The sequence below is a fragment of the Microcoleus sp. F4-D5 genome, assembly GCF_036704885.1.
Classification (GTDB): Bacteria; Cyanobacteriota; Cyanobacteriia; order Cyanobacteriales; family Microcoleaceae; genus Microcoleus.
Genome location: NZ_JAUBSX010000039.1, coordinates 36,477 through 59,102, shown reverse-complemented (window position 1 = coordinate 59,102; position 22,626 = coordinate 36,477). Strand labels below are relative to the sequence as shown.

The window sequence follows — 22,626 nt, the reverse complement described above, 5'->3', positions numbered from 1 at the left end:
TAAAGAATAAAGAAGGATTTTAAAAATGGCATACAGCGATTTTACTACGATTACAAAAGTGCGTGCAGCATTTAACCTCACTGTTAATGAAAAAACAGTTTTGTTTGCAGATGTAGAATCAATTGCACCTAGCGAATATCTCAAAACAACCCTAGCAGAATATATCCCTCTCGCTAATGCTATCAATACTGAAAAAGCTCGCTCGGAGTTAATTATTGCTCCCGTATTATTAGAAGCGCGGCGCATTTTAAACTTCCAAATCGGCTTTTTCTCCGGCACTGAATTTAATGCAGATCCCGAAAGTGGACTTAACGGGTACTGCGATTATATCCTCACCGCATCCAGCGATTTGTACGAAATCCGAACGCCAGTTGTCACCTTAGTAGAAGCCAAAAATGAAAACATCAAAAACGGATTAGGACAGTGTATTGCTGAAATGTTGGGAGCCCAGCGATTCAATCAACAGCAAAATGATGAAATTGAGGCGATTTACGGAGGTGTTACCACGGGCAATGCTTGGAAGTTTCTCAAATTGGTAAATCAAACAGCTTTTATTGACTTGAACGATTATTATATTAACGAAGTTGACAAAATTCTCGGAATTTTAACAAAACCTTTACGCAAAAACTAAAAACAACGATTGCATCAAATTTATGCCATGAAAAAGCAACAAAATAAATTCAGCCACCTGACGGCAATCGAACGAATTTACCTGTCATTTCCGGCAAGATTTTTATTGGATAAAAACTTGCTGCAAGGCAAACTCTTAGATTTTGGGTGCGGCTTGGGCAGCGATGTGAGATTGTTGCAGCAAAAAGGCTTTGATATTACGGGTTATGACCCTTATTATTTCCCGGAATACCCCGAAGATAAATTCGACACAATCATTTGTTTTTATGTTTTGAATGTTTTGTTTCCTGAAGAACAAGCTAATGTCCTGATGGAAGTGTCACACCTGTTGAAACCGGGAGGTAAGGCATATTTTGCGGTGAGAAGGGATATCAAAAAAGAAGGCTTTCGAGAACATTATGTCCACAAAAAACCTACATATCAGTGCATTGTCAAACTTCCATTTAAGCCAGTTCACCTAGATGAGTCTTGCGAAATTTACAAATACGTGCATTACAACCATCAAAGAAATTCAACTAATAACTGCATATTCTGCAATCCGTATAAAAACCTAATTTTGCTAACTGAATCAGCAACAGCTTATGCGATGTTTGACGGTTATCCCGCCAGCAAAGGTCATGTTTTAATTATCCCCAAGCGTCACGTTGCCAATTATTTTGAACTGCCGTTTCGAGAGCAATCGGCTTGCTGGTTTATGGCTAATAAGGTGCAAGAAATGTTAAGTAAAGCTTTTGAGCCAGACGGGTTTAATGTGGGAATAAATATTAATAAACAGGCCGGTCAAAGTCGCAGTCACGCGGCTATTCATGTTATCCCCCGTTACAAGGGCGATGCGGCTGGGAATAAAGGCGGAATTAGGTATGTGATTCCGAAGAGTGAAAAATAAAAGTTAGCCAATTGTGAAAGGAATTCTTTTTTACCGCAGAGGCGCAGAGAACACAGAGGAATAGAGAAGAGAGGAATTCATAATTTTTGTAAGGATTGTTATATTTGAGCAAACGGCGAGCAAAATAGAGTTAAAATGTGTTTGCAAGGTCTAAAACTACACATTAGCAACAATTTGGTGTTCTGTTTATGTCTAAGCGCAAAAAGCAAGAATGGCTCAAGGAAACCCTAGAGCTTAAAGAAAACCACAATTGGAAGTCAAAGCCTGGAACTCGAATTTTTGTAGCAGGAAGAGGTGCAGTCCGCTTTGATGTCCCGGAAGATTGGCATTTTGAACCGGATACTAATTCGTTCCGGTTTACGGATAAAAAGCCGCCGGATGATGATTGTCGTTTGGAGGTTTCGTTTAATTTGCTACCACCTAATAACTGGGCAGATTTTCCGCTGGTGCCGCTATTACAGAAGGTGGTTGAAGATGATACGCGAAATCCGATCGCTTTTGGGGAAATTATCCAATTGAAGCGGCAAACTGCCCGCGTTGTTTGGACTGAATTTAAGTTTATCGACCCTCCAGAACAGCGGGAAGCTTATTCGCGAATCTGTATTGGATTGGGTTCTAATGTTCAGTGTTTGATTACTTTTGATTACTGGGTTGACGATGCTGAACGTTTGACTCCTGTCTGGGATACGGTGATGGATTCGTTAGTTCTGGGTTTGTTTATTAGCGACCCTCGAACGGGGTTCGCACGTCCAGACTAGACTGATTTTCTGGGAAACTTTCAACAACTAATTTTGCTCAGTGTTGGATTTGCAAGCCACCGGCCAGTAAATTTAGAACCTACATTAAACTTTACAACCGCTTTGCCATGAAAATATCTGGCTTGCCAATTCCGTTCGCGTCGGGCATGACTCCCACGATCGCAAAACCCATTTTTTGATAAAATTCGTAGGGATGACCGCGCAAATTTCTAATTTTGGCGACGTGTTCCCAAACGTTAGGATAAAGATTGATGCCTGAAAGAGTGGTTTGATTGTCTTCGTCGTCGGTGCCCACCCACAGCACTAGCCCTCCCCGGTTTTTAGCTTCTGCTGCTAAATCTGCTACTAGCGATCGACCAATTCCTTGTCCGCGAAATTCTGTTTTCACTACCAGCGGGTGCAGTTCCCAAACATTACCGTCATACTGTTTAATCCCGCCAATCCATCCCAAAACTTGATTGCTGTCGGCGACTGCAATTCGACTGATGCGATCGGCTGCCAAAGATTCCTGCACTTCTTGCAAAGCAGATTTTAGATCGGGCCAAGCATCGGGCCAATGCTCTTTAAAACCTTCAACTATTAATTTAGCTACCTGTTGAATTTTTGGCTCGTCAACCGCACGCAAATCTGTAATTTGTACGTTCATGAATTTACATACTAAATCAAGGATTACGGACTAATACGCTCACAAACTAGATTTTATAACAGGGGTAAACGGCAAAAACGAAATATTATTCATAGTCTTCACGCTCCTTATGTTCCCAAAGGGAAAAGTTATTATTGGAAATTTGCGATCGCCCGTTAGCGTTAGCTTTCGCGATCCGAAGGAAATGCCAACGAAGACGATCGCCAATTCCCCGCAAAATACTAACACAAGTGCCGTACAATTATTCCACCATCCGGCATCAACCAACCTGCTAACCCCATGCTTTGCGATTACCTAGTACAAATCCTCACCGCCCGCGTCTACGATGTTGCTCAAGAAACAGCCCTAGAATCCGCCCCGAATCTATCAGCACGGCTCAACAATAAACTTTTGCTGAAGCGAGAGGATATGCAGTCGGTGTTTTCCTTCAAACTGCGGGGTGCGTACAACAAAATGGCGCAACTGTCGCCGGATTTGCTAGCACAAGGTGTCATTGCAGCTTCCGCCGGCAACCACGCCCAAGGAGTCGCCCTCGCCGCCCGCCACCTGGGAACTCGCGCGATCATAGTCATGCCCGTAACGACGCCGCAGGTGAAGGTAAATGCGGTGATAGCCCGTGGTGGAGAGGTAGTCTTGCATGGGGATGCTTACGATGATGCTTACGCCTTTGCGCGCCAATTAGAGGCGGAAAAAGGTATGACTTTTATTCACCCTTTTGATGACCCCTACGTGATTGCTGGACAGGGTACGATCGGCATGGAAATTCTGCGGCAACATCAAAAACCAATTCATGCGATTTTTGTGGCAATTGGTGGCGGCGGATTGATTTCGGGAATTGCGGCCTATGTCAAGCGGTTGCGGCCGGAAATTAAGATTATTGGCGTCGAACCGGTGGATTCCGATGCAATGAATCAATCGCTGAAAGCGGGTAAACGGGTGCGTTTGTCGCAGGTGGGTTTATTTGCTGATGGCGTTGCTGTGCGGGAAGTGGGAGAGGAAACTTTTCGGCTGTGTCAGGAGTATGTGGATGAGATTATTTTGGTGGATACGGATGATGTTTGCGCGGCGATTAAGGATGTTTTTGAAGATACGCGATCGATCTTAGAACCTGCTGGCGCTTTGGCGATCGCAGGTGCGAAAGCTTACGTGGAACGGGAACAAATCGCAGGAGAAACATTAATTGCTGTTGCTTGCGGCGCGAATATGAATTTCGATCGGCTGCGTTTTGTAGCAGAAAGAGCCGAGTTTGGCGAACGCCGCGAAGCCATTTTTGCAGTCACAATTCCCGAACAACCGGGAAGTCTCCGCAGGTTTTGCGAATGTCTGGGCAAACGCAATTTAACTGAATTTAGCTATCGAATTGCGGATGAGAAAGAGGCACATATTTTTATCGGCGTACAAATTCAAAACCGTGCCGATGCGGTGAAGATAGCCGCAAGTTTTGAAGATTGTGGCTTCAAGACTTTGGATTTAACTGATGATGAATTAACTAAATTGCACGTGCGGCATATGGTGGGCGGGCGTTCGATGCTGGCAGATCATGAATTGTTTTATCGCTTTGAATTTCCCGAACGTCCCGGTGCGTTGATGCAGTTTGTCGGTTCGATGAGTCCTAACTGGAATATCAGCGTTTTTCACTATCGAAATAACGGCGCAGATTACGGGCGAATTGTGGTGGGAATTCAAGTACCGCCCGATGAGATGCAGGAATGGCAGGCTTTTTTGGATACGCTGGGCTATCAGTATGGGGATGAGAGTCAAAATCCAGCTTATAAGTTGTTTTTGAGGTAGTTTGGTTTGCGGTCTAGAAACAAATTAATATTTATGAACAGGATCAAAAAAATCTTGCCGTTTTTTTTGATGATTTTTGCTGTTGCTGTTGTGGCAGCAGTTGCACATTTTGCGATCGAACAACTTCCCAGCCCAGTCAGTTATTTTCAACCTGTGGATACCAGAGATGGTGCAGAGTTGTACAAAAAAGAACTACCCAACGGAAATCAGGCTTATTTGCAAGTTATTAACGTCCAAAAAATGCAAATAGACCAGCTAATTGGAGAGGTCGATCGGATGGGTTTCAATCAAGGATTGTATTATCAGGGAGAAAACAAATATTACAGTCCTTTCTTTAAGAGCAAGTTATTCTCTGAAGTTACAGGTGAATACAAAAAGCTTTACGCTAACGATGTTTTTTCCGTCATAAACTGTTCTTTTTTTGAACAATACGAACGCAGCACGCAGCTATCTTTTCCTATCAAATTTAACGGTCAAGTTATTACTGGCGGTAACGGCATCTACGGCCCCGTCAAGCAACCCAAAGATGGGCAGTATAAAAATGTTCGATTGAAAGCTTTGGTCTGGAACGATCGAGAAGCATATATCACAAATTACGAACCGCAAACCGGAACGCCATTGAATCAAAAAGAAGTCCAAAATGCAGTTGTTACTTACGAATACAAACACCATCCAGCTAAACTCATATCTAAAAATCCCGCAAATAGGTATCACGTCATCGGTACGCTGGACAAAGATGGTCGCAAGGGTAATGAATTGCTGGCAATTATCACAGTTAATGAAGCGACATTAGACGCAGCAGCTAAGTTAATGCGAGAATTCGGAGTCAAAGGAGATATAGTGACGATCGACGGCGGACTCTCAACTTATCTATTCAATCCTAAAATCGGGGAGATTATGTTGCCTCAAGCAAATAATATTGCCACTCGGGAACTGCCGCACTATTTAGGGTTTAGGAATAGAAAATCTCAGACAGCTTCACCAAAAATATTGGTGGCTCAACCAGCAGGAAAAGTGCAGGTGGAAGCCAATAAACCTTATTTGATTTTGTGGAGAGACAATATTCAGGATGATGTCAAGATTGAGCTGTATCAAGAGAATAAGTTGGTTGAAAGCATAGCCAACCGCGCGGCTAGCGATGGGGTTTATGAATGGAAACCTAAGATTGCTGTAAAATCAGGGTCTTTGATTCGGATTTCAAGTGTTAAAAATGCCAAGGTGTCTGGGACTTTGCAGTTGTGATGATTGTTGGCCCAGAAATCTCATGGCGATCGCAAATTCCGCACATCCTCAATACTGAGTCCGGTTGTTTGACTGATAGTTGCATCATCCAGGCGATCGAGCAATTGTCGCGCGATCGCAACTAAGATGCGATCGCGCGGCCGTATGATATTCCTAATGTTGAAACGATTTGGTAGTTGCGGGCGATCGCACGATTCCGAAACATCAGGTTGATGAAATGCGATCGCCCTACTCGTCAGTTGCCTCAATTCTTTTGCAACCATTTTGTCAGCACGCGCATCCACTGGCCCGTATTCGGTGCGCGCTGCAAGTCGCTCCAGTCTGCCATTTGGGCAAAACCTAGTCGCACCAGCCAATTTACTACGGCGGTTATGCCTTGGCGGGAGCCAACAACCATGATACGCACGGGTTCCCGGTTTTCTCGATCGTCTGTGGGATCTGCGTCTTGTTGGGTGTCGTTGGGCGGTTCGGTGAGAAAGTCTTTAGCCATTGGGAAGTCCTCATCTTCAAAATCAACCAATAACTACATATGTGTAGTTGTTTACGGTTGGGGCATCCCTTGGCATCATGGGGTGCATGAGAAAAGCTGGTCGAGTTCTGAGAGATGTGCTCAACACCTATGGCATTAGCCAAAACAAATTGGCGATCGCAATGGGTGTGCGAAGTTCTGTTGTCTATCGTTGGTTTAATGAGTTGATAGATCCAACGGTCAACATGCTTGTGAAGATGGTTGTGGCGTTAAAGTTGCTCGATATAGATGCAGCGCGGGAGTTTGTGCAGCGCTATTTGGGTGAGATTTTGGAGGATGAGGGTGAGGGTGAGGTCGATCGATCTAAAAACACAGAATAGAGTTAATGATAAAATTATGGCAGAGTGGCAATGACACCGAATTCAAAGCGATGACAGCAGCACTTCCCATTTCTCTCACTCTCGAAGCTTTCCTCAAACTACCAGAAACTCAACCTGCGAGTGAATTTATTAACGGACGCATTCACCAAAAGATTATGCCTCAAGGCAAACATTCTCGTTTGCAACTTAAGTTTTGCAACGCTGTTAATCTAGTTGCGGAAACAGAACGAGTTGCTCTTGCTTTTCCCGAATTGCGCTGTACTTTTGGCGGGCGTTCTATTGTACCTGATGCTACAGTATTTGCTTGGCATAGAATCACTTTTGAAGCAGATGGCGAAGTTCCGAATTCCTTTGAAATTCATCCCGACTGGACAGTAGAAATTTTATCCCCAGACCAGAAAGCAACTAAGGTGATTAGTAATATTTTACACTGTTTGAAATACGGGACTCAGCTCGGATGGTTAATCGATCCAGAGGAACGGTTTATTTTAGCATTTATTCCCGGAGGAGAACCAGTTGAGTTAACGGGACAAGATCGGTTGCCTATACCAAACTTTTTAAAGTTAGATTTGACTGTGGAGCAGGTTTTTGGGTGGTTGAAAGCAGGTGGATAACTTGGCTCTAATTTCGAGCAGATCGCAAATTCCGCACATCCTCAATACTGAGTCCGGTTGTTTGACTGATAGTTGCATCATCCAGGCGATCGAGCAATTGCCACGCGATCGCATCTTAGTTGCGATCGCGCGGCGGTATGATATTCCTTAAGTTGAAATGATTTGGTAGTTGTGGGCGATCGCACTGTGGTTTTGTCCTTAGGGCGATCGCGCAAAACATACAAAGCTCAAAAACTGCTACAATCAGGAATCTTAGAAACTTAACACTAAAGGCTGAGGTTAAAGTCGTGACAATAACTTCACAAGAAACGGATGTACAAATTCAACAATTCCCGATTATTCTGGGACAGGGAGGGGAAATTACCATTCCCCAGTTATTACAGGATTCTCTGAATGTTAATCAGGGAGATACGCTGGTGTTACTTCAAATAGGTAATCTGATTTTTCTTGCTCTTAAACAACCTCAAGTTCCCCAACTAATCGATCGTATTGTCACGATTATGGAAAATGAAAATGTAAGTTTGAGTAATTTATTGGCTGGTTTAGAAGCGGAGAGAGAGGCGATTTGGCAGGAAAAACAGTCTTGATGCGTAGGATATTTGCAGACTCTAGCGTATTAATTGCGGGATGTGGATCTCGAACAGGAGCTAGTCGTGCTGTGAACAATGGCTGAGATTGTTCTGTTCAAGTTAGTTGTATCGCAGCAAGTTTTGGAGGAATGCAAAAGATATTAGTTTACAAAACATTGCCAAGAGTAGGGATCGCGCTCATTATGAGGTCGTGCATAGGCATTTTGATTTTTATACTGGAATCGACAAGCATTATCCATTGAGAGACTTACTAGATCTTGCCTGATCCGACAACGCCACCCCCAGGCAGTATTCTCAACCAACTCTGATTTTGACCCCTCACCAAAACGATCCCGACAGTATTTATCAACATCGATACCACCTATAAGACGCTGTGCCTGTACTGTCATAGGAAACAGAATTGAACTGGTCGCTAAAGCAGCCACCAAAATCAATGCTTTGGAAGTTTTCATTTTTATTATTCGCGCTCAATTGTAATGACTTAGCGATCTTTAAGCATTTATGATAAACCGATCGCACCAACCCTGTAAAGCCAAAAAAGTTGGAAAAAGTGGGAACTTCCTAAAAATCCGATGCGATGCCCAAAAAGTTGGAAAAAGTTGCAAAAAGTTTGGTATAGTAACCATACCTATCTCACCACCCAACCTATGGACAGTCCTCAGATATTGCAATTTGTTGATGAAGCTGTCTGCGCCAAGACAGGCAAACATCTAAACAACTTGCAGCGGAAGATTATCGCGGGAATACTGAAAAATAAAAAATATGCTGACGTTGCAGAAACTTATGGTTATAGCTCCCAACACGTTAAAAAGGCTAGTCACGAGCTTTTGCAAATGTTATCTGAGGTGTTTGGTGAACAAGTTAAGAAAAGTAATCTTGAATCCGTCCTAGAACGGCATATAAATCAGAATATAACAACTTTGGGTAATAAAAATAATCAAAAAATTATTGGTATTAGCTACATTAACAATTGTTCTAATCCCTCTACTCATACCCCAGATGAAAGTCAGCCGGAAACTCCAGACTTACAGGAAGAAAGCAAAAATCAAACTAAGATTGAAACAATAGAGAAATTGCGGCAGTTTGGCTTGAGCGACGAGCAAATTGCAGAAGCGCTAGATATACCTTTAGAGCAGGTTAAACAGGTGGACTTGGAGGAGTAAAGTCTGGTACAGTAATGAAGAGGTAAGTTTTGAGAATAAATTAGGAGAATCAATTGAAAATCAAAATTATCATTCACGAAGCAGAAGAAGGCGGATTCTGGGCCAAAGTTCCTGCTATTCCTGGCTGTGCAACTGAGGGAGAAACCTTTGAGGAACTGCTGCAAAACCTCTATGAAGCGATCGAAGGTTGCCTGAGTGTAGACTTACAGTAAAATCAAGAACCCGGCATACAAGCTATTTTGGGAAACGATCGCAAATCCCTGCAATAAAAGTTTCGCCGTCAATCGGTGGAGTATGTTCGGACATGGCAACAGCAGCATCTATCTTAACTCGTACAGAGTCGATTCATTGGCGATCGGCGAGAGCTGCTTGGAACTCATCAAGCCATTCGAGAAACTCTGCGAGTTCATTTTGTGAAAGTTCCGTTACAGCAGTCTTGAGTTCTCTAATGTTCATAGGTAAGTAACTTTTTATTTCCTATTTTAGCCCGTGCTTGTCAGATAATATATCATAACTATATGAAAATTGCAGTATAATTAGTTTATGGCGATTTCGCAATACAGAATTGAGTTTACCGAAACGGCTTTGGAAGATTTAAGGGTTTTGCGTGCCAGCGATCGATCTAAGATTGAGGATGCAATAGAAACTTACTTGCGTTACGAGCCGGACAAGGTGACAAAAAGCAGGATTAAGCGTCTCAGGGGGCTAATTTCACCTGAGTACCGTCTGCGAGTTGACGAGCATCGCGTGTTTTATGACATTGAATATACTGTTGAACCAGAGAATAAGTTAGTCTTAATTCTGGCTGTCAAACATAAATCTGACGTTAACGAATGGCTCACAGTTCAGGAGGTTAGTGATGAAACAGATTCAGCTCAGTGAAGTTCAAAAAGACTTGCTTCAATTCTTGCTGGTGGCTCAGGAAGAAGATGTGATTCTGATTTATGATGGCAAGCCAGTTGGCTATCTTGTCGGATTTGCCGATGAAGATGATTGGATTGATTATTTGATGCTGAATAATCCTGAGTTTAAAACACGATTGCGCCGCTCTCTTCAAGATGCGCGAGAAGGAAAAACGATCGCTTTTGAAAAAGGAAAGTTGGTTTCAGAGAACGAGAATTAGAAATTGGGTTCTCGCGATCGCCTTACGATGAAAGCAACAACCCAGCCTACAAGCTATTTTGGGAAACGATCGCAAATCCCTGCAATAAAGGTTTCGCCGTCAATCGGTGGAGTATGTTCTGACATGGCAACAGCAGCATCTATCTTAACTCGTACACCATCGATCCATTGGCGATCGGCGAGAGTGGCTTGGAACTCATTAAGCCATTCAATAAACTCTGCGAGTTCATTTTATGGAAGTTCCCTTACTGCTGTCTTTAGGTCTGTAATGTTCATGGTAATTAACTTTTTTTGCTAAGATTCGTTTACTTGTTTGCTCTAATTATATCGCATCGATCGCATTATACAAAATTCCCTCTTCAGTCCCCCTGTTCTCGGAGTCCGTTTGATAAGATTTCAATCGCCGGGTGACTGACAAATCAGCAGCATGGAAAGAGGAATCTGCGTCTGTGGATGTATCGGTTCCTCGAATTCACAGACCCTCCAACCCGATTCCGACACTTGTTGAAACCACGAACTAACTGTGCGAAAATACCACGGCATCGCCTCTCGAAAATCGCCGCCGAAGTTGTCGAAAGTCTCGGTTTTCCATCCATCAACATAGGGCTGTTGCTGACACGTTGTGAATGGATGAACTGTCTGGATTAACAAATGTCCGTCTGAGACTATTGCTTTGCGTAACGATCGCAATAAATCTCCAATTTCCTCACCCAGTAGCGAGAAATTGCAGACGATTCCATCGTATGGTTGACCGAGTATCGCTGGATCGGCAATAATCTCATCGTAGCCGATCGCCCGAAAGCAACCGCCTCCTTTCTCGCAAGCGCGATCGACCAAAGCAGCGCAACCATCAACTCCAACAACCTCAACACCGCGCTTTGCTAGGGCGCGCGTCAGCCAACCTTCACCGCATCCAACATCCAAAACACGCCGAGGCTTATAGCGCAGAACTGCTTGCACAATAGCCTCGTCCGTTGCTGCGCGGCGACTTTCGATCTGGTTTTGGTCGAGCACCTGTATCCATGCGTCAGCATTTGCCTCCCAACTTTGTTGAATTTGTTGTTCAGGGCGATCGAATTTCATGGTGATTCTCCTATTGGTACTAGGACTTACGAAAAAATCTGATTTTCACCCGATTCTGCGTAAGTCCTGGCTACATAAAAACGAGTTCACAAAGCCCGATTATTAAACCCATCGACCCACTACAACTCTCACCGTTCCATCTGCCAAAGTTTCCTCTTCTTCAACATGAAAACCCTCTGACTGGACCGCCGCCATCAAACTTTTGCGCGCGTATTTTTGACTGATTGAATTGACAAATTCCTGCTGGTTAATTCGAGCGCCCCAAAAATCCGCCACCAATTCGTAATCCTCTCCGCTGCGGCGAAAACCCAAATCGTAACCGTTGGATTGCCGAATCACGTACTCGGCATTAGTTTTGTCACCCCGATAACCCCGCACCTGCACATTGGACTCTACTTGATAACCCAACTCTTCCAACACTTGATGTAGCAGTTCGCCGTTTTTGATCTGAACCTTGATCGTTGTGAAGTGTGACATATCACTTTCGGATTTTTGTGTGAAACGCTGATTTGATTATAATACTATAAACGGCAACAGTCAATAAGTTAGAAGTTGCGATATTAAACCAGGTTTGAGCGTCAGCGAAAGCAGCCAGGTTACAAGCCCCCGGATTCATCTGTGCAGAAATTAAAAACAGGGTATCCGATAACAATTGCCCCGATTCATCAGTGCGTGAGTTCGCTTTTTTTACTCATCCAATTCTTCAATCCAAAATCCAAAATCCAAAATCTAAAATCCAAAATCTAAAATCTAAAATCTAAAATCTAAAATCGTATGATATCCGACAATTCTAACCAACCCAGAGAATATGATGCCGTCCTCGGCGGTCAAAGTCAAATCCCGATCGCCGGCGCAGTTTTGGGAGGCATCGCCGGGGTCAAGCAGCGCTTCAACAGTCCTAGTATCGAGTCGCGAATTGCCGCTGTTAAAGATGCTCCTAAATACGGAGGCGCTGGTTTAAATTTAGCAATGGAGGCGCTGCTTGACCCCGCAGCAGAAGTGCAGCGAGTTGCTTATTTAATTTTGCGACAAAGCACAGAACCTTTAGTGCGCCAAGCTTTAAAAGAATTCATCCCTTACAAGCTTTTTGACTGCATCCGCACTGTCAAAACTGGGACAAATGTTGCGATTAGTCCTGGAGGATCTCGCACGGCGAGTTTGCACGGGAAAATAATTAGAATTTGCGATGTAGATACAGGAGAAATACTCTATACTGTTGACAAGTATCCCCGCGCTCAAGAAACTTTTGTCCTTTGCAAAGAAAGCGAAGTTTTTGTAAGGAGCAGAAATACTCCGAAACACCGTGCGATCGAAATTTGGCAGGGAGGAGAATTGCGGCATACTTCCCTCGGACATGAAGCAGAAATTAGCGCAATTGTCATCAGTCCCGACAGTCAAGTTATCGCCACAGGTTCGGCAGATACTACTATCAAAATTTGGAATTTAGAGACGGGAAAGTTAATCTGTACTTTTGGCAGTCATTTAACTTGGGGAGCTCATAAAGCAGGAATTGTTAGTCTTGCTTTTAGCCCGATCGCACAAACTCTCGCTAGCAGCAGTTCTGACGGTACAATTAAACTGTGGAACCTCCGCAGCAGAGAATGCTCCCAAACAATTAAAGGTTATGCGAATTGTTTGGCTTTGAGCCCAGACGGGCAGACGTTGGCGGCTGGCGGCTGGGACAGAAACATTCAACTGCGGCAGCTATCGAATCCAGATAGTCCAATCACTTTGGCAGGGCATTTTAACTCGATAAATGCGATCGCCTTTAGTCCCGACGGACGCACTGTTGTCAGTGCTAGTGCCGATGGTAATATCAAATTTTGGAATGCCAGTACCGGCGAACATATTCACACTCTTAGCGGACATCAAAACTCTGTTACTTGTCTTACTTTTAGCAGCGATGGTGAAACTATTATCAGCGGCAGTATAGACAAAACTGTCAAAATTTGGGGAGTTATACCATTTTAGATTTTATATTTTAGATTAAAGACTTGAAGAATTGGGAATGACTGCTCGGCTATGGGTTGGGAGCAGGGTCTACTGTTGTATTTTTATTGACGGCTATTAATTGAAGTCACGCGAGTACCCCACTCCCAAAAAAATTATTTCGATGCAAACGGAAAGGATATTATTCTTATATTTTCTATCACTCAACCCGAGCTTTTTTCGTATAAACCCGGTTTAGCAAGGCAAGCCTGCGTTCAGGACTATTCTCATAAAACTCGCTCGGACGGACTTTCTAACTACAAACACCTTTTATGACTGGTATTGACCGGACATGATATTAAGAGTGCGTCCTAGACTGTTTAATATCTCCCGATTCCCGATGCCTCGGTACGTGAATCTACGCAAACAAATATAATAAATTTACAATCCCAGTTCTTGTGCAAGCTGAGAATTGCGGAATTTCTTTTTGCCCGACTACAAATAATTACCGTAAAAATACCGATTTGCATGCATTATTCCCCTTGCTATCAATTTGTGAACCGTAGCCATAAAACCTGAGCTAGCCGCCATTACTGAATCCTTGAAACTAGGTTTAAACTATCGCATTTGGCTCGTCGCATGAGTATTATTGCTAAGTGTAATAATTGACTTAAAAAGTTTATGCTTAAAACATAGGCCGCAGTTAAATATACAGTGCATCCCAAAGTAACCATGTCACACTGCAACCAATTCATCTGTCCTTCCCGCAATCCCGCAGAAATGTGCGACACTGCTGCCAGTTGGCAGCAAAAAGCCGATCGACTAACGGTAGAATTAAGCAGCACCCAGAAGTCGCTTTACACAGAAATCGATCGGCTCAAACAAGCCAACGAAACCCTGCACGTCACTGTCAGTTGTGTCTCGATTTTCCTGTGGGCAACAGACAGAGACGGCAAGTCAACCCTTGCAGCAGGGAAAGGATTAGAAAATTTGGGACTTAAACCAGATGCCACTGTCGGGCTGTCGATTTTTGAAGTTTACAGCAGCCAGCCAGATGTCTTAGAAAATATTGCCGAGGTATTAACACGAAACGATCGCACTTGGAACGTCCGAGAGAAGCATTTTATTCACGAAATTCGATCGGCAGGGCTGCGAAATGGAAACGGCGAAGTTGTCGGGGCAGTCGGTGTTTCTACTGAAATTAGCGAGCGCGAGCAGTCCATCGCAACTGTGGAAACGGCAAATCAAGAATTAGAAGACAAACTTCAGCAGCAGGCGGCAGTCTGGAATGCAGCATTTGCCAAAAGCGAAAAAAAGTACCGCAACCTCCTAGAAACTTCCGAAGAATTGATTTGGTCGATCGATATTGAAGGCCTCTTGACTTTTGTCAATTCCGCAGCCAAACGCATCTACAGTTACGAACCGCCAGAAATGCTCAACCGTCGCTTCACCGAGTTTTTGGTTCCCCAACAAAAAACAAGACAAATAGAAATATTGGCGCAAATTTTAACGAGAACCAACATTCAGCTACAAACCGCTAATTTTCCTTACGAAACAGTACACATTCGCAAAGACGGTACTCCCGTCCGCCTGCGCGTCAACACCATCGTCAACCAAGCGGAAAACGGCGCTATTTTAGGCTTGTGCGGAACGGCGACAGATCTTAGCGATCGCCAGCGATCCAGAAAAAGAAGTCCTCCTCCAACCAATTCACCACCGCGTCAAAAACAACCTCCAATTTATTTCCAGTTTGCTCAAACTTCAGTCCCGCTATATCCAAGACAGCCAAGTTACGGAAATGTTAAAAAAAAGTCAAAACCTAGTCAGGTCAGCGGGCCTGGTTCATGAACAATTCTCTCAATCCAAAGACTTGTCAAACATTGATTTTGCGGAATACATCCAAAATCTAGCCCACCATTTATTAGAAGCTGATGAAATTCAGGCAGCAGGCGTCACATTTCAAACAAATATTGCGTCGGATTCTCTCAATATTCATACGGCAGTTCCTTGCAAATTCACGATCGACGAGCTTGTAACAAATTCCCTGAAGTATGCTTTGAGAGGACAAACTCAAGGTAAAATAAAAAAAAATTCACCAGGACGATCGCAGAGTTTGCGTGCTAGCGGTGAGGGACAGTAGAATGGGTTTTATTCAACACTTAGATTATCTAAATTTGCTAAGATTACGTTGGCTATCGATCGGGTGTTTAGTCAAGCAAATTCGCAAAACAAAAAAAGACCAATATTAAAAACTGCTAGCACGAATTTAAAGCTAACATTCTTATAACCCAAATAGCACTTGTAGGAGAAAAGTTAATGTCACAGAAAACAATTCTGATAGTTGAAGACAAAAACATCATTGCAAAAGATATTTCCGACCGTTTAACATCTCTAGGATATAGAATAACTCGTATTGTCTATTCCGGAGAAGAAGCGATTCAATCAGCAGCAGAACTCCGGCCGGATTTAGTTTTAATGGATGTGAACCTGCAAGGAGCAATCGACGGGATTCTAGCAGCAGAAGAAATTCGATCGCGCTTTCAAATTCCGGTAGTTTATCTGACAGCTTATCCTGACGAAAACACGTTGTGGCGCGTCAATGGAAGCAAACCATTAGGCTATATTGTCAAACCTTTTGATGAAAAAAAATTACACGCAACTATTCAATTAGCTCTCCACCGAGAGCTGTACGATAGCTTGACAAACTTGCCAAATCGTTCGCTGTTGCGAGAACTGCTAAGTCAGTTATTAAATAACAAAAAAGCATTGCCAGCAATGATTCCTGTTGTCACTCTCAGTTTAGATAGGATTAACCGGATTAACAGTACCTTAGGACACGATATTGGCGACTCCGTACTTTGCAAAGTTGCGGAGCGGCTGACTAACTGCACGGAGAACATTAATATTGTGGCTCGTTTGGAAGCAGCAGAATTTGCAATTGTTCTCCAACCAGTTGCCGAAAAACAGGAGGTTGCCAAGATGGCTCAAAACGTTTTAGATATTGTAGCCCAACCTATGATTGTCAAAGGCTCGGAACTGTACGTCACGGCGAGTATCGGCATTTCTTTATCTCCAAGCGACGCCAGCGATGGAGAGGAACTGCTGAAAAATGCTTATACAGCCATGTACAATTCTCAGCAACAAGGTGGCAACAAATATCAGTTTTATACTGCCAAAGCGGCGAGTATTTCTATCAATAGATTTACTCAAGAAACTTGCCTCCGCAATGCTTTAAAACGCTCGGAGTTTGAAGTTTATTATGAGCCACAAATAGAAATTAAAACAGGTAAAATTGTTGGTGCTGAAGCTTTGGTGCGCTGGAACCATCCAGAAAGGGGCAGAGTTTCTCCGGCAGAATTTATTCCAATGGCTGAAGAAATGGGCTTGATTGCACCGCTGGGCGAATGGGTTTTAGAGACTGCTTGCAGGCAAACTAAAGCTTGGCAATTACAGGGGTTGCCGCCGCTGCGGGTAGCCGTCAACCTGTCAGCCCGCCAGTTCGATCGCAAAAACTTGACGGAGAGAGTCAGACAGATATTGAGAGAAACTAATCTCGATCCTAAATGTCTGGAATTAGAATTAACGGAAAGTCTGATTTTGGAAGATGAAACGGCAGCCGTTGAAGCTTTTACGGTGTGGAGAGATATGGGGATTAGGATAGCAATTGATGATTTTGGCACTGGTTATTCTTCTTTGAGTTATCCGAAACGCTTTCCGTTTGATACGATCAAAATTGACAAGAGTTTTATTCGGAATATTGCAGACGATCGCCAAAATGCAGCGATTACAATAGCGATTATTCAAATGGCACACTGCATGAACATGACTGTGATTGCTGAGGGTGTAGAAAATGAGTCGGAACTTGCTTTTGTGTGCGATCGCAAGTGCGACGAAATTCAAGGTTATTTTTTCAGCCAGCCTTTGCCAAGGGCTGAATTTGAAGCGCTGCTGAAAAGCGGTAAGTGCTGGGAGTTATGCTGGAGGAAGAAGGAAGAAGCAATTTTAAGCTCGGGTTTCAACAAACAAGAAACTTCTAATCGTCTTGGCAGTTGCTATAAAATAGGATAATGGGTAATGGGTAATGGGTAATGGATAATTTTCCCTAATTACTGATGACTAATGATTAATTCAAAAGATACGATCGCCCAACCAATTTCCCAGCCACAATCCAAAACCCGAAGTTGCTACCAGCAGGATAAACGTGTAAAGCCCGCTGCCAGTGTGGATCGACCTTTCAGCAGCTACTATCCGCGCCACAACTCCAGCAATAATCCCGATCGCAGCCCAAGCCCCATAAACAGTCTTAGACCCGGCGATAGCCAAAGCTTGGACGATCGCCTCAGAACCCGCCCCAGCCAAAGCCCCCGCCCACGCCCCAATCCCCAGCCCGATCGCACCAGAGAGCCCGATGGGGCCCCGGGAATTCAAGCCTACTTCCGCAGCCAGCCCGCACGTCAAGCCGACAACCGCCCAACACACGGCCGCCGCCAAGGCGTTGACCCAATCCCCAGAATCCGTTCCCGCCATCAATCCCACCACTGTCACCACTCCCCCTACAGCCAAAACAGCAGCCACAGCCCGATACTGGGCCTCGGAACTGGCGATCGCCCCCAAACCAGCCCCAACAGCGCCCCAAGCAGCCCCTGTTACCATTCCTCCCGCCTGAAAACCGGCGATCGACCCCCCTACCGCCCCAGCCAAAACTAACGCCGCCAGCCACACTCTAGGCGTTGCCGAACCCTCCGCCAGCAAAATCGCGGCCCACAGCCAATCTGCACCGCAGATTAAAGCCCACATCCACAGCGGGGCACGTGATACCGTCAAAATCCAACCGGTCAAAGCGTAACTCGCCACGGCGATTGCCAGTGAGGCCCAAGGGAAGCTTGAATATTGTTGAGATGGTAGCGGTTTGGAGTATTGAGTGGGAAATTCTTTTTTCCTTTTGGGGGTAAGGTTTGAATAGTTTAGAGATGGCCGCGCTTTCCTCGCAACGCTTGTGGCAGATTGTTTTTTTCCCCGCCGCGCTTGGCGATTGTGAGTGGTAAATCGTTTCTTGGTTGAAGAGTTGTTTTGAGTTTGAATTTTTTTGGAGACGGCTTTTGGGCGGGTTTGACTGCGCTGGGAACCAGGCGTGGCGGCTGATTTTCGAGAACGCCTTCTCAGCGGCTTTTCGGGCGGGGGCGGCGGCTGCTGAAACTGTTTTTCGATCGACCTCGATGATTCGGGCTGACTCAGAAACAACACCAACTGCTGGTAAGCTTCATTAATTTCTGTTAATCTTTGGTGAGCTTTTTGTTGCAGGCGGTCGTTGTGGGCAAACCGATCGGGATGCCACACAAACGCTAAATCCCTGTAAGCCCGCTTAATTTCTTCTAGGGAACTTCCCGGCTCAATTTCGAGGATTTCGTAGCATCGATTAATGTCAGCCATAGGCTTCGATCGGCAGGTGTTGGTAAATTGGCGTGAAGCGAAGCTATCCCTTAGGGAATCGCACTTAACATCTTCTACTATTCTCAGCCAAGCTGCACAGTAAGCAGAGATCCCATCAACTGTCAACCGTTCTCAAGTCTTTCGGTCATCCTTCCGGTCGATCGATGCAGACTGACAACTGGCTACAATGAGAAAATCCTTTCGCGCGATCGGTAACTGTGTCTGTGTCGGAAAATCAAGCTCCCACCTTCATCCTAGTTGACGGCCACTCCCTGGCCTTTCGTTCCTACTTCGCCTTTGCCAAAAGCCGAGATGGGGGTTTGCGAACTACGACAGGCATTCCCACCAGCGTCTGTTTTGGCTTTCTCAAGTCGCTGCTGGAAGTAATGGCGTCCCACGACCCCCAGTACATGGCGATCGCCTTTGACCTCGCCACGCCCACTTTTCGCCACGAAGCAGACGACACCTACAAAGCCGGTCGAGCCGAAACGCCCGAAGATTTTAAGCCGGATATCAAAAACCTGCAAGAACTCCTCAGCTATTTGAATTTACCTGCCATAACTGCTCCAGGCTACGAGGCGGACGACGTTTTGGGAACTTTGGCAAACAAAGCCAGCGCGGCCGGTTATCAGGTCAAAATCCTCACGGGCGATCGAGATTTGTTTCAATTAGTAGAAACCGAAAAAAAAATCAGCGTATTGTATTTGAGTACCGATGAACTCAGGCGATCGGGCAAAGGCAAATCCCAAGAATACGGCCCGGAAGAAGTCAAAGCCAAACTCGGTATTTTGCCCGAACAAGTAGTAGATTACAAAGCTCTCTGCGGGGACAAATCCGATAACATTCCCGGAGTCAAAGGCATCGGCGACAAAACCGCCCTGCAATTGCTGGAGGCTTACAATTCCCTCGACGGAATTTATGCAGCCATCGACGAGATTAAAGGAGCAACTAAGAAAAAGCTAGAAGAAGGCAAAGAAGCTGCTTATCATTCTCAGCGCATGGCGACAATTGTCCAAGACGTTCCCTTGGAAGTAGATTTAGAAAATTGCCAGCTTATAGGTTTTGATGAATCCGCCTTGATTCCGATGCTGGAAAAGTTGGAATTTAAAACATTTTTAAGCAAAGTTAAACAAATTCAAAAACGGTTTGGCGGTGTAGAACAACCATTGGCCAAGGGCGGGCAAGATGCCCAACCCCTACTCCCCACAATCAATTCAACAGACAGTGGAACAGGCATTTTGCCTGTGGCCAAGGGCGGGCAAGATGCCCAACCCCTACTCCCCACAATAGATAAGTTAACTGCAACTTCTAAAAGTTCAGAAGACGAAGACGACGACTTGTGGTTTTTTAGTCCCGCAGAAACTAAAGCCGCCCAGCAGCAAAACAAAATGCCAATTAAACCGCGAATAATTCAAACAACCGAACAGTTAAACGAATTAGTCCAACTGCTGCAAACCTGCACCGACAAAGCCTCACCCGTGGCGTGGGATACCGAAACCACCGCGATCGAACCGCGAGACGCCGAATTAGTCGGAATTGGCTGCTGTTGGGGAATCGGTGAAGAGGATCTCGCTTATATCCCCACCGGACACAAAACCGGCAAAAACTTGGACAAAGCCACAGTTTTAAATGCTTTGCGTCCGATTTTGGAAAGCGAGAATTATCCCAAGGCGCTGCAAAATGCTAAGTTCGATCGATCGATCCTGCGCTGTCAGGGAATCAAACTAGCCGGAGTCGTCTTCGACACCATGCTAGCCAGTTACGTACTCGATCCCGAAACCAGCCACAGCCTCAGCGAACTGATAAGAAAACACTTAAAACACTTAAAAATTACTCCCAAAACCTACAGCGAATTAGTACCGAAAAACAAAACAATTGCTGACATCAGCATTCCGGCGGTAGCCGAATACTGCGGCATGGATGTTTACACTACATTTCAGTTAGTAGGTAAACTTAGAGCAGAATTGAAGGAAGCTGATAAAACTAGCTTTCCCGGAAAAACTTTGGAGGGGTTGCTGCTGGAAGTAGAACAGCCCCTAGAACCAGTTTTAGCAGAAATGGAATACTGCGGAATTCGCATTGATTCAGCTTACCTGCAACAACTGTCGCAACAGCTAGAAAATAGCTTAAAAGAAATAGAAGAAAAAACTTATCAAGCAGCGGGGAGAAAGTTTAATTTAGGTTCCCCAAAACAACTCAGCGAAATCTTGTTAGAAAAAATCCCGGATGAGTTTCAGAAAAAGTCTCGCAAAACTAAGACGGGATACTCTACAGACGCGGCTGTTTTGGATAAATTGCAAGGAGACCACCCGATTGTAGACGATTTATTAGAACACCGAACATTATCCAAGTTGAAATCAACTTATGTCGATGCTTTGCCGCAGTTAGTGCGTGCGGATACCGGGCGAGTGCATACAGATTTCAACCAAACTGCAACGGGTACGGGAAGGCTTTCTTCTTCTAATCCTAATTTACAAAATATTCCCATCCGCACCGAGTTTTCGCGGCAAATTCGCAAGGCTTTTTTGCCGGAAGCAGGTTGGGTGATGGTGTCGGCTGACTATTCTCAAATTGAACTGCGAATTTTGGCTCACTTGAGTCAAGAACCTGTGTTAATTGAAGCTTATCAAAATAACCGAGATGTGCATACCGTGACGGCTCAACTGCTGTTTGAAAAAGAGGAAGTAACTCCCGACGAAAGACGGTTTGGCAAAACGATTAATTTCGGGGTAATTTACGGTATGGGGGCGATTAAGTTTGGGCGATCGATGGGCAAAACTTCAGCAGACGGTAAAAAGTTTATTGAACGATTTAACCAGCGTTACAGTAAAGTATTTGAATATTTGGAGAAAGTAAAAAAAGAGGCGATCGCCCTCGGATACGTTACCACAATACTCGGCCGCCGCCGCTATTTAAAATTCGAGAGCGAAAGCCTCCGCGACTTACAAGGTCGCAATCCCCAAGACATTCACTCCGATAGACTTAAATCTCTCAGCAGAGATGACGCCCAATCTTTGCGGGCTGCAGCCAACGCTCCCATTCAAGGCTCTAGTGCTGATATCATTAAACTTGCCATGATTGAGGTACACAAAATTTTGCAAAACTATCAGGCGCGGCTGCTGCTGCAAGTTCACGACGAATTAATCTTTGAAGTGCCTCCCGATGAATGGGAAGAATTGCAGCCGAAAATTAGAACGGCGATGGAAAATGCTCTGCCACTTAGCGTACCGCTGATAGTTGACATCCACGCAGGGCAGAATTGGATGGAAACTAAATAAAACAGAGAAATATGAGCCAAACTAAAATCGGGATTTTCCCAACAATAAAAACCTTAAGTGCAGTTACTCTGCTATTGCTGCTATTCGGGTGTCCGCAAAAGTTAGCGGCCAACAACTATGCTGTCAAGCGAGTCAGCGACGGCGACACCCTTGTCGCCAGCGATGCAGCGGGGAAAGATATCAAAGTGCGTTTTGCCTGTGTAGATGCACCGGAAATCGCGCACACAAATGCTGAAAAAAATAGCAAAGCATCAGCACTAAAAAATCAATTTAAGTGGGGAAATCTAGCGCACCAAAGAATGCAGCAGCTAGTCAAACAAGGGGGCGGTCGCGTTGTTTTGACCGTCACCGATACTGACCGCTACGGCCGCAAAGTTAGCGAAGTTCGCTTGCCAAACGGCACATTTGCCCAAGAAGTTTTGACCCGCGAAGGATTGGCAATGATTTACCGTCCTTACTTGAAAAATTGTCCGAGTGCAAGTGTTCTGGAACAAGCGGAAGCCGAAGCTAAGAAAAATCGCCGCGGCGTTTGGGGAGATTCTAAATTTGTTCCTGCGTGGAAATTTCGCAACAGCGATAAATGAGGGGAAGCAGGAAGTTAGGCAAGGGATTGTA

Annotated in this window: 26 protein-coding genes and 1 pseudogene; 20 read left to right on the top strand and 7 right to left on the bottom strand. The window is 44.7% G+C overall.

Going from position 1 to position 22,626, the window contains the following annotated elements; translation table 11 throughout:
• Positions 1–25 precede the first annotated feature (25 nt).
• The 3 genes from QUA80_RS18935 to QUA80_RS18925 all read left to right on the top strand — a co-directional run bounded on the left by QUA80_RS18935 (position 26) and on the right by QUA80_RS18925 (position 2,274).
• Complete coding sequence (locus QUA80_RS18935; RefSeq protein WP_333426650.1) at positions 26–631, top strand: hypothetical protein; 606 nt, start codon at positions 26–28, stop codon at positions 629–631.
• 27 nt (positions 632–658) lie between these two features.
• A complete protein-coding gene (locus tag QUA80_RS18930; RefSeq protein ID WP_333426649.1) occupies positions 659–1,516 on the top strand; it encodes a bifunctional class I SAM-dependent methyltransferase/HIT family protein in 858 nt (285 codons plus the stop codon).
• Between the two features lie 188 nt (positions 1,517–1,704).
• Positions 1,705–2,274 carry a hypothetical protein gene (locus QUA80_RS18925; protein WP_015177425.1) on the top strand — a complete coding sequence of 190 codons (570 nt, stop codon included), beginning with the start codon at positions 1,705–1,707 and terminating at the stop codon, positions 2,272–2,274.
• A 91-nt stretch (positions 2,275–2,365) separates the two neighbouring features.
• Here the strand turns inward: QUA80_RS18925 and QUA80_RS18920 are convergent, their stop codons facing one another.
• Positions 2,366–2,920 carry a GNAT family N-acetyltransferase gene (locus tag QUA80_RS18920; RefSeq protein ID WP_333426648.1) on the bottom strand — a complete coding sequence of 185 codons (555 nt, stop codon included), beginning with the start codon at positions 2,918–2,920 and terminating at the stop codon, positions 2,366–2,368.
• A 109-nt stretch (positions 2,921–3,029) separates the two neighbouring features.
• Between QUA80_RS18920 and QUA80_RS18915 the strand changes: the two genes are divergently transcribed.
• Genes QUA80_RS18915 through QUA80_RS18905 form a run of 3 tightly spaced genes read left to right on the top strand, consistent with a single transcriptional unit; the run spans position 3,030 to position 5,953 of the window.
• Complete coding sequence (locus tag QUA80_RS18915) at positions 3,030–3,218, top strand: hypothetical protein (protein WP_333426647.1); 189 nt, start codon at positions 3,030–3,032, stop codon at positions 3,216–3,218.
• Entirely contained in the window at positions 3,200–4,711 is a 1,512-nt protein-coding gene (gene ilvA, locus QUA80_RS18910) for a threonine ammonia-lyase, biosynthetic (RefSeq protein WP_333426646.1), read from the top strand. The genes QUA80_RS18915 and ilvA overlap by 19 nt, the downstream gene beginning before the upstream one ends.
• A gap of 33 nt (positions 4,712–4,744) precedes the next feature.
• Entirely contained in the window at positions 4,745–5,953 is a 1,209-nt protein-coding gene (locus QUA80_RS18905) for a hypothetical protein (RefSeq protein ID WP_333426645.1), read from the top strand.
• A 20-nt stretch (positions 5,954–5,973) separates the two neighbouring features.
• Here the strand turns inward: QUA80_RS18905 and QUA80_RS18900 are convergent.
• Positions 5,974–6,075, bottom strand: a pseudogene (locus QUA80_RS18900) (Rpn family recombination-promoting nuclease/putative transposase); the annotation flags it as partial.
• Positions 6,076–6,197: 122 nt separating this feature from the next.
• Positions 6,198–6,443 (bottom strand): hypothetical protein, encoded by a 246-nt coding sequence (locus QUA80_RS18895; protein WP_333426644.1) that lies wholly within the window; start codon positions 6,441–6,443, stop codon positions 6,198–6,200.
• Between the two features lie 86 nt (positions 6,444–6,529).
• Here QUA80_RS18895 and QUA80_RS18890 point away from each other — a divergent pair, with 86 nt between their 5' ends.
• The 4 genes from QUA80_RS18890 (at position 6,530) to QUA80_RS18875 (ending at position 8,003) form a co-directional block, all read left to right on the top strand.
• Positions 6,530–6,802 carry a helix-turn-helix transcriptional regulator gene (locus QUA80_RS18890; RefSeq protein WP_333426643.1) on the top strand — a complete coding sequence of 91 codons (273 nt, stop codon included), beginning with the start codon at positions 6,530–6,532 and terminating at the stop codon, positions 6,800–6,802.
• 5 nt (positions 6,803–6,807) lie between these two features.
• On the top strand, positions 6,808–7,416 hold the full coding sequence (locus tag QUA80_RS18885) for a Uma2 family endonuclease (protein WP_333426642.1): 609 nt from the start codon (positions 6,808–6,810) through the stop codon (positions 7,414–7,416).
• A gap of 1 nt (position 7,417) precedes the next feature.
• On the top strand, positions 7,418–7,567 hold the full coding sequence (locus QUA80_RS18880; protein WP_333426641.1) for a hypothetical protein: 150 nt from the start codon (positions 7,418–7,420) through the stop codon (positions 7,565–7,567).
• A 136-nt stretch (positions 7,568–7,703) separates the two neighbouring features.
• Positions 7,704–8,003, top strand: a complete 300-nt coding sequence (locus QUA80_RS18875; RefSeq protein ID WP_333426640.1) for a hypothetical protein — start codon at positions 7,704–7,706, stop codon at positions 8,001–8,003.
• Positions 8,004–8,146: 143 nt separating this feature from the next.
• Here QUA80_RS18875 and QUA80_RS18870 read toward each other — a convergent pair whose 3' ends face one another.
• Positions 8,147–8,458, bottom strand: a complete 312-nt coding sequence (locus tag QUA80_RS18870; protein ID WP_333426639.1) for a hypothetical protein — start codon at positions 8,456–8,458, stop codon at positions 8,147–8,149.
• A 195-nt stretch (positions 8,459–8,653) separates the two neighbouring features.
• Between QUA80_RS18870 and QUA80_RS18865 the strand changes: the two genes are divergently transcribed.
• The 4 genes from QUA80_RS18865 (at position 8,654) to QUA80_RS18850 (ending at position 10,292) form a co-directional block, all read left to right on the top strand.
• On the top strand, positions 8,654–9,169 hold the full coding sequence (locus QUA80_RS18865) for a hypothetical protein (protein ID WP_333426659.1): 516 nt from the start codon (positions 8,654–8,656) through the stop codon (positions 9,167–9,169).
• A 53-nt stretch (positions 9,170–9,222) separates the two neighbouring features.
• Positions 9,223–9,381 (top strand): type II toxin-antitoxin system HicB family antitoxin, encoded by a 159-nt coding sequence (locus QUA80_RS18860; RefSeq protein ID WP_333426638.1) that lies wholly within the window; start codon positions 9,223–9,225, stop codon positions 9,379–9,381.
• Positions 9,382–9,712: 331 nt separating this feature from the next.
• A complete protein-coding gene (locus QUA80_RS18855) occupies positions 9,713–10,051 on the top strand; it encodes a type II toxin-antitoxin system RelE/ParE family toxin (protein ID WP_333426637.1) in 339 nt (112 codons plus the stop codon).
• Complete coding sequence (locus QUA80_RS18850; protein ID WP_333124407.1) at positions 10,029–10,292, top strand: prevent-host-death protein; 264 nt, start codon at positions 10,029–10,031, stop codon at positions 10,290–10,292. The genes QUA80_RS18855 and QUA80_RS18850 overlap by 23 nt, the downstream gene beginning before the upstream one ends.
• Positions 10,293–10,687: 395 nt before the next feature.
• Here QUA80_RS18850 and QUA80_RS18845 read toward each other — a convergent pair whose 3' ends face one another.
• Together QUA80_RS18845 and QUA80_RS18840 are read right to left on the bottom strand one after the other, a co-directional pair.
• Complete coding sequence (locus QUA80_RS18845; RefSeq protein ID WP_333426636.1) at positions 10,688–11,374, bottom strand: class I SAM-dependent methyltransferase; 687 nt, start codon at positions 11,372–11,374, stop codon at positions 10,688–10,690.
• Positions 11,375–11,476: 102 nt separating this feature from the next.
• The gene (locus QUA80_RS18840; RefSeq protein ID WP_333131495.1) at positions 11,477–11,851 is read right to left on the bottom strand and encodes a DUF1257 domain-containing protein; all 375 of its coding nucleotides are present in this window, start codon (positions 11,849–11,851) and stop codon (positions 11,477–11,479) included.
• Between the two features lie 297 nt (positions 11,852–12,148).
• Between QUA80_RS18840 and QUA80_RS18835 the strand changes: the two genes are divergently transcribed.
• The 4 genes from QUA80_RS18835 to QUA80_RS18820 all read left to right on the top strand — a co-directional run bounded on the left by QUA80_RS18835 (position 12,149) and on the right by QUA80_RS18820 (position 17,371).
• Positions 12,149–13,345 carry a WD40 repeat domain-containing protein gene (locus QUA80_RS18835; RefSeq protein WP_333426635.1) on the top strand — a complete coding sequence of 399 codons (1,197 nt, stop codon included), beginning with the start codon at positions 12,149–12,151 and terminating at the stop codon, positions 13,343–13,345.
• 690 nt (positions 13,346–14,035) lie between these two features.
• The gene (locus QUA80_RS18830) at positions 14,036–15,151 is read left to right on the top strand and encodes a PAS domain-containing protein (protein WP_333426634.1); all 1,116 of its coding nucleotides are present in this window, start codon (positions 14,036–14,038) and stop codon (positions 15,149–15,151) included.
• Positions 15,054–15,443: a histidine kinase dimerization/phosphoacceptor domain -containing protein gene (locus QUA80_RS18825; RefSeq protein WP_333426633.1), complete on the top strand. Its 390-nt coding sequence runs from the start codon at positions 15,054–15,056 to the stop codon at positions 15,441–15,443. Before QUA80_RS18830 ends, QUA80_RS18825 begins: the two co-directional genes overlap by 98 nt.
• 176 nt (positions 15,444–15,619) lie before the next feature.
• Entirely contained in the window at positions 15,620–17,371 is a 1,752-nt protein-coding gene (locus QUA80_RS18820) for an EAL domain-containing protein (protein ID WP_333426632.1), read from the top strand.
• 60 nt (positions 17,372–17,431) lie between these two features.
• On the opposite strand, the gene QUA80_RS18815 is transcribed toward QUA80_RS18820, so the two are convergent.
• Complete coding sequence (locus QUA80_RS18815) at positions 17,432–18,733, bottom strand: J domain-containing protein (RefSeq protein WP_333426631.1); 1,302 nt, start codon at positions 18,731–18,733, stop codon at positions 17,432–17,434.
• A gap of 224 nt (positions 18,734–18,957) precedes the next feature.
• Here QUA80_RS18815 and polA point away from each other — a divergent pair, with 224 nt between their 5' ends.
• Both polA and QUA80_RS18805 read left to right on the top strand, forming a co-directional pair.
• A complete protein-coding gene (gene polA / locus QUA80_RS18810) occupies positions 18,958–22,011 on the top strand; it encodes a DNA polymerase I (protein ID WP_333426630.1) in 3,054 nt (1,017 codons plus the stop codon).
• An 11-nt stretch (positions 22,012–22,022) separates the two neighbouring features.
• Entirely contained in the window at positions 22,023–22,595 is a 573-nt protein-coding gene (locus QUA80_RS18805; RefSeq protein ID WP_333426629.1) for a thermonuclease family protein, read from the top strand.
• The last annotated feature ends 31 nt before the right edge of the window (positions 22,596–22,626 follow it).

What these genes read in the sequence shown, in the direction of transcription:
- QUA80_RS18935 (WP_333426650.1), top strand. Translation starts at nt 26, where the DNA reads ATGGCATACAGCGATTTTACTACGATTACAAAAGTGCGTGCAGCATTT.
- QUA80_RS18930 (WP_333426649.1), top strand. Translation starts at nt 659, where the DNA reads ATGAAAAAGCAACAAAATAAATTCAGCCACCTGACGGCAATCGAACGA.
- QUA80_RS18925 (WP_015177425.1), top strand. Translation starts at nt 1,705, where the DNA reads ATGTCTAAGCGCAAAAAGCAAGAATGGCTCAAGGAAACCCTAGAGCTT.
- QUA80_RS18920 (WP_333426648.1), bottom strand. Translation starts at nt 2,920, where the DNA reads ATGAACGTACAAATTACAGATTTGCGTGCGGTTGACGAGCCAAAAATT.
- QUA80_RS18915 (WP_333426647.1), top strand. Translation starts at nt 3,030, where the DNA reads ATGTTCCCAAAGGGAAAAGTTATTATTGGAAATTTGCGATCGCCCGTT.
- ilvA (WP_333426646.1), top strand. Translation starts at nt 3,200, where the DNA reads ATGCTTTGCGATTACCTAGTACAAATCCTCACCGCCCGCGTCTACGAT.
- QUA80_RS18905 (WP_333426645.1), top strand. Translation starts at nt 4,745, where the DNA reads ATGAACAGGATCAAAAAAATCTTGCCGTTTTTTTTGATGATTTTTGCT.
- QUA80_RS18895 (WP_333426644.1), bottom strand. Translation starts at nt 6,443, where the DNA reads ATGGCTAAAGACTTTCTCACCGAACCGCCCAACGACACCCAACAAGAC.
- QUA80_RS18890 (WP_333426643.1), top strand. Translation starts at nt 6,530, where the DNA reads ATGAGAAAAGCTGGTCGAGTTCTGAGAGATGTGCTCAACACCTATGGC.
- QUA80_RS18885 (WP_333426642.1), top strand. Translation starts at nt 6,808, where the DNA reads ATGATAAAATTATGGCAGAGTGGCAATGACACCGAATTCAAAGCGATG.
- QUA80_RS18870 (WP_333426639.1), bottom strand. Translation starts at nt 8,458, where the DNA reads ATGAAAACTTCCAAAGCATTGATTTTGGTGGCTGCTTTAGCGACCAGT.
- QUA80_RS18865 (WP_333426659.1), top strand. Translation starts at nt 8,654, where the DNA reads ATGGACAGTCCTCAGATATTGCAATTTGTTGATGAAGCTGTCTGCGCC.
- QUA80_RS18855 (WP_333426637.1), top strand. Translation starts at nt 9,713, where the DNA reads ATGGCGATTTCGCAATACAGAATTGAGTTTACCGAAACGGCTTTGGAA.
- QUA80_RS18850 (WP_333124407.1), top strand. Translation starts at nt 10,029, where the DNA reads ATGAAACAGATTCAGCTCAGTGAAGTTCAAAAAGACTTGCTTCAATTC.
- QUA80_RS18845 (WP_333426636.1), bottom strand. Translation starts at nt 11,374, where the DNA reads ATGAAATTCGATCGCCCTGAACAACAAATTCAACAAAGTTGGGAGGCA.
- QUA80_RS18840 (WP_333131495.1), bottom strand. Translation starts at nt 11,851, where the DNA reads ATGTCACACTTCACAACGATCAAGGTTCAGATCAAAAACGGCGAACTG.
- QUA80_RS18835 (WP_333426635.1), top strand. Translation starts at nt 12,149, where the DNA reads ATGATATCCGACAATTCTAACCAACCCAGAGAATATGATGCCGTCCTC.
- QUA80_RS18830 (WP_333426634.1), top strand. Translation starts at nt 14,036, where the DNA reads ATGTCACACTGCAACCAATTCATCTGTCCTTCCCGCAATCCCGCAGAA.
- QUA80_RS18820 (WP_333426632.1), top strand. Translation starts at nt 15,620, where the DNA reads ATGTCACAGAAAACAATTCTGATAGTTGAAGACAAAAACATCATTGCA.
- QUA80_RS18815 (WP_333426631.1), bottom strand. Translation starts at nt 18,733, where the DNA reads ATGGCTGACATTAATCGATGCTACGAAATCCTCGAAATTGAGCCGGGA.
- QUA80_RS18805 (WP_333426629.1), top strand. Translation starts at nt 22,023, where the DNA reads ATGAGCCAAACTAAAATCGGGATTTTCCCAACAATAAAAACCTTAAGT.